The organism is Flavobacterium ginsengisoli (assembly GCF_029625315.1).
Classification (GTDB): domain Bacteria; phylum Bacteroidota; class Bacteroidia; order Flavobacteriales; family Flavobacteriaceae; genus Flavobacterium; species Flavobacterium ginsengisoli.
The window spans coordinates 2,572,875-2,584,561 of record NZ_CP121110.1; the positions used below are offsets into that span (position 1 = coordinate 2,572,875).

General features: G+C 32.4%; 10 protein-coding genes and 2 pseudogenes. 8 read left to right on the plus strand and 4 right to left on the minus strand.

From position 1 onward, the window contains the following. Window positions 1–55: 55 nt before the first annotated feature. From P5P87_RS11965 to P5P87_RS11975, 3 genes and pseudogenes are all read right to left on the minus strand, one after another. Window positions 56–1,586, minus strand: a pseudogene (locus tag P5P87_RS11965) (SulP family inorganic anion transporter). A gap of 242 nt (window positions 1,587–1,828) precedes the next feature. Further along, window positions 1,829–2,074 (minus strand): hypothetical protein, encoded by a 246-nt coding sequence (locus tag P5P87_RS11970; protein ID WP_233073993.1) that lies wholly within the window; start codon window positions 2,072–2,074, stop codon window positions 1,829–1,831. A gap of 1 nt (window position 2,075) precedes the next feature. Beyond that, window positions 2,076–3,050: a DUF6268 family outer membrane beta-barrel protein gene (locus tag P5P87_RS11975; protein WP_278022688.1), complete on the minus strand. Its 975-nt coding sequence runs from the start codon at window positions 3,048–3,050 to the stop codon at window positions 2,076–2,078. A gap of 67 nt (window positions 3,051–3,117) precedes the next feature. On the opposite strand from P5P87_RS11975, the gene P5P87_RS11980 reads away from it, so the two are divergent. The 3 genes and pseudogenes from P5P87_RS11980 to P5P87_RS26135 all read left to right on the plus strand — a co-directional run bounded on the left by P5P87_RS11980 (window position 3,118) and on the right by P5P87_RS26135 (window position 6,484). After that, a complete protein-coding gene (locus P5P87_RS11980) occupies window positions 3,118–4,236 on the plus strand; it encodes a sensor histidine kinase (protein ID WP_233073995.1) in 1,119 nt (372 codons plus the stop codon). After that, window positions 4,212–4,925: a LytR/AlgR family response regulator transcription factor gene (locus P5P87_RS11985; protein WP_278022689.1), complete on the plus strand. Its 714-nt coding sequence runs from the start codon at window positions 4,212–4,214 to the stop codon at window positions 4,923–4,925. The genes P5P87_RS11980 and P5P87_RS11985 overlap by 25 nt, the downstream gene beginning before the upstream one ends. 177 nt (window positions 4,926–5,102) lie before the next feature. Next, window positions 5,103–6,484: pseudogene (locus tag P5P87_RS26135) on the plus strand (PIN-like domain-containing protein). A 96-nt stretch (window positions 6,485–6,580) separates the two neighbouring features. On the opposite strand, the gene P5P87_RS12000 reads toward P5P87_RS26135, so the two are convergent. Further along, window positions 6,581–6,991 carry a helix-turn-helix domain-containing protein gene (locus P5P87_RS12000; RefSeq protein ID WP_278022692.1) on the minus strand — a complete coding sequence of 137 codons (411 nt, stop codon included), beginning with the start codon at window positions 6,989–6,991 and terminating at the stop codon, window positions 6,581–6,583. Between the two features lie 329 nt (window positions 6,992–7,320). Here P5P87_RS12000 and P5P87_RS12005 point away from each other — a divergent pair, with 329 nt between their 5' ends. The 5 genes from P5P87_RS12005 (at window position 7,321) to P5P87_RS12025 (ending at window position 11,677) form a co-directional block, all read left to right on the plus strand. Continuing rightward, complete coding sequence (locus P5P87_RS12005; RefSeq protein WP_198854328.1) at window positions 7,321–7,785, plus strand: hypothetical protein; 465 nt, start codon at window positions 7,321–7,323, stop codon at window positions 7,783–7,785. Between the two features lie 713 nt (window positions 7,786–8,498). After that, window positions 8,499–9,746 carry a TMEM143 family protein gene (locus P5P87_RS12010; protein WP_198854329.1) on the plus strand — a complete coding sequence of 416 codons (1,248 nt, stop codon included), beginning with the start codon at window positions 8,499–8,501 and terminating at the stop codon, window positions 9,744–9,746. Window positions 9,747–9,794: 48 nt separating this feature from the next. Further along, window positions 9,795–10,265: a DUF2199 domain-containing protein gene (locus tag P5P87_RS12015; RefSeq protein ID WP_278022693.1), complete on the plus strand. Its 471-nt coding sequence runs from the start codon at window positions 9,795–9,797 to the stop codon at window positions 10,263–10,265. 46 nt (window positions 10,266–10,311) lie between these two features. Beyond that, window positions 10,312–10,776 (plus strand): Mpo1 family 2-hydroxy fatty acid dioxygenase, encoded by a 465-nt coding sequence (locus tag P5P87_RS12020; RefSeq protein WP_278022694.1) that lies wholly within the window; start codon window positions 10,312–10,314, stop codon window positions 10,774–10,776. Window positions 10,777–10,783: 7 nt separating this feature from the next. Continuing rightward, a complete protein-coding gene (locus tag P5P87_RS12025; protein ID WP_198854332.1) occupies window positions 10,784–11,677 on the plus strand; it encodes a class I SAM-dependent methyltransferase in 894 nt (297 codons plus the stop codon). The last annotated feature ends 10 nt before the right edge of the window (window positions 11,678–11,687 follow it).

Here is an 11,687-nt window from a genome sequence, read left to right on the forward strand (position 1 = left end):
CTACAGAAAATCGATTTGAATTAATTCACAATTAATAATTCACAATTAACAATTATTAAGACACCACTTTATAAGTCGGATCTTCAATAACATTAACATTTATAACTGCATCAGCATTTTTAAGCAATTGTCTGCAATCTTCGCTCAAATGCTTGCAACTCTACGGTTTTATTTAACTGATTGTATTTTTTGGTCAAATTGTTCAAAGCTTCAATCGCCGACATGTCTGAAACACGACTTTCTTTAAAATCTATTATAATATGATTAGGGTCGTTTTGTATATCAAACTTCTCTAAAAAAGCACTGGTTGAACCAAAAAATAATGGCCCATAAATTTCGTAATGTTTTATTCCATTTTCATCGATATAATGTCGTGCACGGATTCTTTTGGCACTTTCCCAAGCAAAAACCAAAGCAGAAATAATCACGCCAATTAAAACAGCCAAAGCCAGATTATGTAATACAATGGTAATTACGGCAACTAGAATTCCAACAAAAATATCATGTTTTGGCATTTTATTTATAATCCTAAAACTTGCCCATTCAAAAGTGGTAATAGCAACCATCATCATCACTCCTACTAGAGCCGCCATTGGCAATTTTCCAATTACGGGAGCACCAAAAAGGATAATCATTAAAATGGTCAAAGCACCAATAATTCCTGAAAGTCTGGCTCTAGATCCTGCGCCAAGATTTACTAATGTTTGCGCTATCATTGGGCAGCCACCCATTCCGTAGAAAAAACCATTTAAAATGTTTGAGCTTCCTTGCGCAATACATTCTCTATTACTATTTCCTCTTGTTCCAGTAATTTCATCAACTAAATTCAGCGTCAATAAACCTTCTGTTAAACCAACAGCAGCGACAATTACAGAATAAGGAAAAATTATTTTTAAAGTTTCAAAAGAAAACGGAATATTCGGAATATGAAATGGAGGAAATCCGCCTTGAACCGAAGCGATATCTTCAACCGTTTTGGTTTCGATATTAAAAATAATTACGATTGCAAAAACAACCATAATAGCTACTAAAGATGCTGGAACCGCTTTTGTAATCTTCGGAAAAATTAAAACAATCGCAATGGTTAAAGCGACCAAACCAAGCATAATATATAAAGGAGTTCCCTGAAGCCAAGAAACCTGACCGTTAACAACCGTTTTAAACTGCTCCAATTGCGACATAAAAATCACAACTGCCAAACCGTTTACAAAACCAAACATTACGGGCTGCGGAACCAATCTAATAAATTTTCCGAGTTTAAAAAGTCCGATACAAATCTGGACAACACCGCCGAGAGCTACGGCCGCAAAAACATATTCTATTCCGTGCGATTTCATCAAGGCGATTAAAACAATCACGGTAGCTCCTGCTCCGCCAGAAATCATTCCTGGTCTTCCTCCAAAAATTGCCGTAACTAAACCTGCAATAAAAGCGGCGTACAACCCAACTAAAGGCGGAAATCCTGCTAAAATAGCAAACGACAGCGATTCTGGAATCATCGTCATTGCTACAGTTAAACCAGCTAAAATTTCGTTTTTGTAATTGACTTTCTGGCTAAAATCGAAGAGTTGGAATGTTTTTTTCATGGCGCAAAATTAAAAAAATAATACGCAAAAAAAGAACAAACCTTTTGCTCAATAAAAAGCAACAGAAAGCCCTATTTAAGGAATAAACAGCTAAATTAGAATAACTGTGTGAGAAGAAAAAGAAAAAGAGAAAGTATAAAACTTATCATTTCAGTATTATTTTTGGAATTAAAATATTACACAAAATACTTACAAAAAAAGCAAATACGCTAGCGTATTTACACCTAATTTAAAATGCAAAATTATTCCAATCGCACGCAAGTATAACCCAAACCACTTACGTGATTCATTACACTATTGCACTGCAAATCAAAACCTTCAACTCTCAATATCTTATCGCAATCTTCCAAATCAAAATTGATTTTGTAATTTGGAAATTGATTTTGCATCACTGCAATTATGTAATCTCCATCAGATTTTTTCTGAACATTGGTTTTAAAAATCTCTACTATCATCTCTGCTTCTTTTAATTCTTTTAACTTGTACATTTTACTTTCGATTAAAAAGGTTATATGAAACTCCAAATCTAAAATACCCTTGCGCATCTTCTTTCTGATCGTAAACATAACGGTTGGTTCGCTCTCCTTTTTCTGTTAGTCTCGCACTTACAACATTATTTACGCCACCTTTTACAAATGCAATCAGTTTAGGAGTAAAACTGTATTCATAAGTAATTCCCGATTTTAATTCTAACTGATTCAGCTCGTAAACACCTCTCAAATTTTGGTTATCTAAATTCAAGTAAAAACTTTCTGTGTTTAACTCGGTTCCCAACGAAATTCTTCCGTTTTCTAACAATTCTCTTCTAAATAATATACGCTGAGGCAAAATAAAGTCCATATCCCATTTCGATTGTTTGAATTTATGGTTTATAGAAAAAAGCGGCGTAACAGGTACAATCGATGATGGATCGAGCAATACTAGAGCCCCAGCGGTAATGGTGGTTGAAGGTGTTCTTTTTAGCACTAAAACTGCCGATGCAAAACCTTTCAACCGTTGTAATTTTTTTTCGTCTCCGTCAATCGTTGCTGTTGCGTTGTAAATGACTGGTTTCTTAAAAAGTGTCGACATGTAAGTTGCTGTCAATGCTCCTGCCCAAAAATGAAATTCCTGATTTTCTTTTGTATACGTTTCATTGGTTTGATAATTATAAATATCTCCAAAACCATAATTTTCATATTTATAGCGAAGCGAAGTCGTTAAAACCAGTTTCTTAGATTTTGAAGCGTAAAACGGAAGATTGAAAGCCGCTTTGAAACGATTGTGATCTTCAATTCTTCCTTTTTCATATTTATTTCCAAACAATCTTGAATCGTAATTTGATGGTCCTAAAGCTTCATATTGAACATCAAAAGTTCGTGTGTTTGGAAATTTATCAACCACGGCTTTTGCAAAGGTTTTTACGCCTGGCTCCTTTTCTTGAGCTATTACTTGTAAAGTGGAAAAAACAAACACAAAAGACATGATTTTAGATTTCATAAATTAGAATAAATTATTTCGGGGTATAGATAAAATTTGAATCCAAAAGTAATTGACATGTCTCTCTTTTTATAGCAATTTTATACCAGTGGCGTATGATTTATACGAATGGCGTTGGTATAAATTATTGCTTTCAAATGATTATAAACTATACGATTATAGTATTTTTGCCGTTATGACAATTACAAAAATCTATCAAAACTTTTTTCTGCGAAATCTTCTCGTAAATGCACTTGTCTACTTAGTCATTCTGGCCTGCGTTTACGACGAAATAAAACTAGACGGACACAGCTGGTCGTATATTCTGAGCAAAATAGCTGTAGGTTATTTTCCGTGTATTGTTTGGATTACGATTTTCAATATTTGCATCATAAAGCCTTTTCTGTTTCATAAAAAGTTTAAAATCTTCTTTACGCTTCTTGCCGTTTATTGGACTGGTTTTTACTTTTTTATGAATTGGTTTTTCCCACTTGTCGGATTAGGAAATTTTAAGACACTTCAAATTTTATCGCTTATTATAAACGGTTCTTTCTTTTATTTTCTTCATATTGTGATTACCAAAAAAATGAGTCAGGCCGATAAAGACATTATGAATTTTAAGTCTGAACTTTCGTTTTTAAAACAGCAATTGAATCCGCATTTTTTATTGAATGCAATGAATAATCTTTACGGAGAAGCCCTTGCAGAACCCGATAAAGTTCCAGACAGAATCCTGAATCTTTCAGACATGCTGCGCTATCAAATTGAAGCTTCTAAAAAAGATTTTGTTTTAATGGAAGAAGAAATCGCTTTCATAAAAAAATATATCGAATACTATACCTTTAGAAACGAAAGGCTCGCTGTAAAACAAAACATTGAAGGTGTGCACGATCAAATCGAGATTCCGCCTTTGTTCTTTCTGCCTTTGGTAGAAAACGCAGTGAAGTTTTCTGCCGAAACTCCAGAACCGTTTATTAATCTGGATTTGAAAGTGCGATGCCAAGGCGTGATTTTTACATTGAAAAACAATTATCTCGATTCGGGTTCGCGACTTTCGAGCACCGGAATCGGAATTGAAAATCTAAAAAGACGTTTGGAAGTTTACGGCCTAAAACACAATTTGAGCTGTAAAAAAGAGAAAAATATGTTTACCGTAAAACTAACCATATGGCACTTACCTACCGCTGTCTAATAATTGATGACGAATCGCCGGCGCACAAAGCCTTGATTTCGCACATTTCTAAATTTGACGAACTGGAACATTCTGGAAGCGCTTTTAATGGTATGGAAGCCATAAAACTGCTCAACGAAAACCAATACGATATTATTTTTCTAGACATTAATATGCCTGTAATTTCGGGTGTAGAATTAATGGAACTGCAACCCAATCGTCCGATTACGATTGTAACAACGGCTTATTCAGATTTTGCCCTTTCGGCTTACCAAAACGATGCGATTGATTATTTACTAAAACCTATTTCGTTTGATAAATTCTCAAAAGCAATAGAAAAAGCCAAAACATATCATTCTGGAAATAATCTAAAAAAAGAAAGCGACGACGACGAAAAAGTCCTTTCTTACCGCTCTAACGGGCAAATAATTGAAACGCCTCTTTCTGATATTTTATACATCGAAAGTCTCGGCAATTACATGAAATTGTACAACTGTAAACTAAAATCTCCAATTGTCATTTACGGTTCGCTTGCGAGTATAAGTGCCGAAATTGATTGTGCGCATTTTCTGCAAGTTCACCGATCTTATATTGTAAATACCACTAAAATTACTGCTGTAACTGCCAAAAATCTTACAATGTCAAATGGTGATATTATTCCTGTCGGAAGGAAATATCAGATTCTGCTAAATAATCTTCCAATTAGATAATTTGTCAATTTGGATAATTAGATAATTTTTGAAAAGCTCAACTTTTTTAAGTTGGGCTTTTTTGTTTTTTACGGGTTTGTAAAATACGTAAAAGTACTTGCCATTGAGTTTTTATTTATTGGTATAATTGTACGAAACATATGCAATCTAAAAACTAAAATAATTCTTGGGAAAATTATGAAAAAAGAGTTTTATGGCTTTTACGCTCCAAATCAAACGGAAATTGACAAATCTTGGAATGAAGGAATTTTTGTCTTTGATGCAAATACATTACTTAATTTATATAGATATTCAGATTCAACAAGAAAAGATTTTTTAATGGCTTTATCTAAATTGAAGGAAAAATTACATATGCCTTATCAAGTTGGTTATGAATATCATTCAAATAGAAATTCAGTAATTGAAAATTTAGACACTTCATATTATACTCTCTCTGCATCAATAAAAGAAATTTGCGACAAAAATATTACTGGTGTTCTAAAACAATATGTTCGACATCCTTCTATAGAAGTAGAAACTCTAAAAAAAGTACTTAATGAATTCGTAAAAAAAATTGAAACAGAATTAGAAAAACAAAAGAAAAAACATCCTGACTTTAAGAAAGAAGACGAAGTGTTAAAACAATTAACAGAATTGTATGAAAACAAGGTTGGTGTTCCATTTAGTAAAGATGAATTAAAAAAAATATATACAGAAGGTAAAGAACGTTACGATCAATTAATACCTCCCGGTTATAAAGATCTTGAAACAAAAAAGAAAAGAGGTGATCAGCACATTTACGGGGACTTAATTATTTGGAAAGAATTAATTTCACTTACCAAAAAAGAAAAAAAGAAGTAATATTTATAACCGATGACAGAAAAGAAGATTGGTGGACAATTGAAAATGGAAAAACAATCCGCCCTAGAGAAGAATTAATAAAAGAGTTCTACGATCTAACAGGAATTAGAATTTTAATTTATAATGCAGATAATTTTCTACAGTTTGCAAAAGAAAGAAAATTAGCGACTTCAATTAAAGAACAATCTATTACAGAAGTTAAAGAAGTTAGAAAAGCTGATGAGATATCAATTACTTTGAATGAATTGAATGACATAGATTATAAAATTTCTGATAAATATATTTCAAAGTGGAATTTACCTAGTGCTAATTGGGCTAACTTATTAAAAAATGCAGAACTTTCAACTAAATGGAATTCGCCTAGTGCTAATTTGGCTAATTTAATAAAAAATGCAGAGCTTGCAACTCAATGGAATTCTATTAATTCTAATTTTGACGCTATAAGGAAAAGTTTCGAAATTGCGAGTCAATGGAATTCTAACCCTACTTTAGATGCCATTAGAAAAAGTGAAGAAATCACTAGTAAATTAACAAGTTTCGATTACACTCATCCAAAAACAGTAGAGGCATCTAAATTATCAAATGAGGTAGATCAATCAAATAAATCATCAAATGGTACTATTTCTAAATTAGAATCCAAAACAGAAAAAACTACAAACCGTCGTAAGGTCTCAAAAACGACTAAAAAAAATCCCCCTAATAGTGATACAAACAAATAAGCTTTTGTAGCCATTTAAAATTCTTTAATATATATAACAAAAAAAAGAGACTTTCTCACAAAAGTCTCTTTTCCATTTTTATAATCTTTATAAATCTTATTTCTCTTTAAGCAACTTTTCCAAATAAGAAATCTTCTCTTTTTCAGATTCTAATAAACGCTCATAAAGTTTCCTATTTTCATCATAAGATTCAATCAACTTATCGATTGGATTAAATGTTGGGTGAAATTGAAATAAAGCAGAATTATCATGATTAGTCACTGTGTTACCAATAATATTAAAAACGGCTTCATCACTAAAATTCTTAATAGTTTCTACAGAAACTCCTAAAGCTTGAGCAATTTTATTTAGCTTTTCGTCATCTATATTTTCGGTTCCTTCAAGAGTAGAGACATATTGTTGGCTCATGCCAAGAGCAATAGCAAGTGCTTCTTGCTTCATGTCTCTAAGTTCTCTAATTCGGCTAATGTTTCTGCCTATATGTTTTGGTTTTGTTGCTGTGCTCATAATTCAAAGATATTTAAAATTCTTTAAAGTTTTTTATTTCATTAAAACCTTTCTCTGCAAACAAAAGTATAACTTTTCGTACAATCAAAAAATAGATTAAAAATTTCGTTTGTACTAAATCTAATACAATATCATAATCGCGAATCTAAATAATAATAAGCGGTTTCTGAATCTTAAAAATGCATTTCCGAATTATTCAACAAGTGCTCACCTATTCAGGTTTGCGATTTTGTTAATTTTTTTCTTAAAAAAAATAACGATTCCAGTAACTTTTCCTACTTAATTCTTTAAATTCGCGACAAACCAACCCCTAAGCTATTTAAAAACCAATGTCCATTTTTAATCTTTTTAAAAGATCTACTATAAAATGTCCAAGATGCCTTGGAAAAAGATTTGTTGATTGGGATGATATCCGCCGTTTAAACCGACAATTAAAATGGGTTCCTGCACCATGCGCTTATTGCGATGCAACGGGAAGAGTCCCCAAAGAAATGCTTTCAAAAGTTTCTGTAGATTGTATGTATCTAACCATCGATTTGCCAGAATCTGTAATCGAAAAAATTAGAGAAGGCGATCCTGAAACAATCGAAAAAGGAAAGCGACGCGAACTTTTTGTAGATCATCTTATAAAATATTCAGAACACCACTACCTTACTGAAAATCTAGATGCCGAAAGTATTGCCAATTTATATTTGAAATTTGAAGCAGAAAAAGCGCCTTTTGCTGTAACCAAAGAAGAATTAATAAAATACATTCAAGGCGTAATCGAACTCAAAAAAACGGTATTACAATAACATTTTCGACACAACTACTCAAAATCTTAAACTGTTTACAAAAACAGGTAAAAACACCTATAGCCACAATTTTATTTAGTGGTAATATTGCATTGAATAATTTTTAGTTTCTAAAAAAAAGCTTCTAGAGAGCTTCTTAATTTTTTGTCACTTTTTTTTTGGAACAGAAAGTGGGATTTCAAATCGCTGGTACCGATTGGAAATTTCACTTTTTTTTGTTTCTCTAACCGCCTATTTTACCGCAAAGAACGCAAAGAATTACGCAAAGTTCGCTAAGTTTTTTTGAGAAGTTTTTGAAGACGCAAAGCTTTATCTCCACAAAGCTTTGCGAATTTTATTTCAACATAGCCCGTGGTTTCAACCACGGGGACACAAAGCATATCTCAATTCATCTCTGAGCATCCCGCGGTTCAAACCACGGGTTATATTTGAATATTAGATAGTAATTAGAATCTTTTTTAAAACGCAAAGTTCGCAAAGTTTTTCTCTCGCAGATTTAGCAGATTTAAGAGATTTTGTTTTATCTGCTTAATCTGCAAAATCTGCGGGAAAACTATGTTGCCATAAAGCTTTGCGAACTTTGGGGTTTTATTAAGTCTTTAATTAAAAATTCTTAGCGCTCTTTGCGTTAAAAAAACATCACACATAAAGCCTAAAATCAAATTTCAGGCTGTATTTTTGCGTTCTGTAAATGCCAAGAAATTAAAGTCCAAATGACTAGAGAACATTATATTCCGTTTAATAAAGAATTTTTACTGGAACAGCAAATTTTAGCTTTTGCTGAAAATCCAGATAAGGTTAGCGATTTTAAGAAATTGTTCGAAATTATCGAACATTATTATCATTACGAATCTTTTAACCTAAATAGAAATCTAAAACAGCATTACGCGCTCTACGATCCAGATTTAAGCGAAAAAGAACGTGAACAGTTTATCAATAAAAGCAATTTTCCTGTTTTTAAAGAAACACTTCTCAAAGTTTTAGAACGCGGCAATTACTATAGAATCGATCAGAAAGCATTAAACGAAGCTTTTGACGAATCTGATTTGATCGGGCTGAATCTTTCTATCGATTTTAATGCTTTTAAAGATTTCGAACTTTATGCACGCGGACATCATAAAGCTAAAGAAAAGATCAAAAAATACTTTTTCTGGACCAAAGAAGTCGAGATTGAATATTACGATCGTGTTCTCATTTATCTGAATTATAGCGATGCAGATTATCTTAAAGAAAAGAAAGTCAAATTGGGCAAAATGCCTATTGATCCAGGTTCTATTGCTTTAAAAATCTTTAAACGCGTTCCTAAAAACGATCTCGAAACGGTTTTTCCAAATGCCATTCCGAAAATGTCTCTAAAGGATAAATTATTGCTTTGGGTTCCAGGTGTTTTTGGTGGACTTTCTCTATTAAGCGCTAAAGTGATTCCTGCTTTAATTAATATGTACGAAGCCTATCAAACGGGCGAAACAATAGATTTATTAAACAGTAAAACTTCTTTAAATCAAGGTTTAATTGCACTAGGAATTTTAGGAGCATATTGTTTTCGTCAATACAACAATTTCATCAATAAAAAAATCCGTTATTCTAAAACGCTTTCAGACAGTTTGTATTTTAAAAATGTCGGAAACAACAGCGGAGCATTTTATTCTTTACTGAATTCTTCTGAAGAAGAAGCTTTAAAAGAAACGATTCTTGCCTATACTTTTTTGCACGAAAGCGAAAAATCTTTAACAGCAGAAGAACTAGACAATCAAATAGAATCTTGGTTTAAAACCCAACTAAATACCGACTTAGATTTTGATGTAAACGATGCTTTATTAAAATTAAAAAGCATTGGTTTAGGAATAGAAACTAATGAAAAATGGAACGTGATTCCGCTCAATGAAGCACTTGTTGCTATTGACGAATTATGGGACAATGTTTTTCAGTACAATCAGAATGTCGATTCTTTAAAAAATTAAAAATGTATACTTACAAATGTTCTTGTCTGCGGAGAAGTTTTTGATGAAATGCCTTTGTGTTTCGGAAATGAATTTCCTGCCTATTATTTTGCCATTCCGCCCGAAGAAAGAGAACAAAGAATTGAATACGGAGGAAGCTGGTGTTATATCGACGAAGAACATTTTTTTCATCGTGGCAGGTTAACTATTCCTATTGTAGATTATCATGAAGATTTGGTTTTTAATGTATGGACTACGATAAGCGAAGATAATTTTTGTTTGAGAATGGATTTATGGGAAGATCCAAACCGAGTAAATCAAGAGCCTTATTTTGGCTGGATGCAGACAGATGTGCCAACTTATGGCAAAACTATTTCGCTTAAAACAATTGCAATCGAACAAGATTTAGGTTTAATTCCCGAAATAAAAATGATCGAAGAAAATCATCCTTTAACTTTAGATCAGGAAAACGGAATTACATTAGAAAAAGCCATTTCTATTGTCGATCAAATAATGAAAATACAGCACGGTAAAACCTAAAAGAAATTTCATTAGATTTACGCATCTAACCTTAAAACCACAAAAAATGAGAACATTAGATCAATGGTTTGCAGAATATGCCGTAAGTCATCAAAACCCAAAAAACAAGGCAATACATTATATTTGTGTACCTGCTATTTTCTTTTCAATCGTTGGTTTACTTATGAGTATTCCGAGTATGATAATCTCCAATACATTACAATTAAATGCTCCTATTATCGAAAATTGGGCATTTCTCGTTTTGCTTTTTGTTCTTGTTTTCTATATCAGATTATCAATTGCAATGGCTATTAAGATTGCCATTTTTTCTATTCTTTGCCTAATTGTAAATTACTACATTTCGCAACTTTTTCCGTTGTGGATTTTCTCGCTTATTGTTTTTGCTTTAGCGTGGGTCGGACAATTTTACGGACATAATATTGAAGGCAAAAAACCTTCGTTCCTAAAAGATCTTCAGTTTTTATTAATTGGCCCAGCTTGGGTTGTAGAGAATTTGTTTTCGAAAAAATAAAAACAGAATGAAAGCATCAAAAACAAGTAGAACGGCGCAATACATGGCCTTCTTTAGAGCGTTGGAAACAAAACGTAATGAAAACGAAAGATTGTTTTCAGATCCTTATGCCATACATTTTATAGATTCAAAATTGAGGCTTGCTGTAAACTTGTCTCCATATCCGTTTTTTAGAAAATATATTGGCGACATTATAAACAAAAAGATTCCTGGAGCTCTTTCATCTGGAATTGCAAGAACAAAATACATTGATAATTTACTAGAAAATGCAATTTCTAAAGGAGTTGAACAAGTTATAATTTTAGGTGCCGGATTTGATACCAGAGCGGTTCGTCTTGGTTTTCTAAAATCGATTCCTGTAATAGAAATTGATCATCCGAATACTTCAAATTTTAAAGCTGAAATCTATAAAAAACGTATTGGCAAGATTCCAGAAAACGTGACTTTTCTTCAAATTGATTTTAATAAAGAAGATCTCAATCAATTGGCTACAAAACACCATCTAGATTTTTCAAAACCTACAGCTGTAATTTGGGAAGGCGTTACGAATTACTTGACCGAAGAAGCCGTGAAAAGCACTTTTTCTTTTATCTCAAAATTTGCCAACAACAGTCATATTATTTTTACTTATGTACATAAAGATATTCTTCAAAATCCTGATTCTTTTCTAGGCGGAAAAAAATTGCTGGAAGATCTAGAAAACATAGAAGAACACTGGACTTTTGGATTGCTTCCAGAAGATGTGCCGAACTTTTTAAATCAGTTTGACATTAAACTTTCAGAAGATTTGGGTGCCGATGAATATCGCGAAAGGTTTCTACCTGATCGCTCTGAAAAAGGTTATGAATTTTATAGAACCGCAATTGGAGTAAAAGATTTAGGCCATTCTTCTGCAATCTAAAATTTTGATT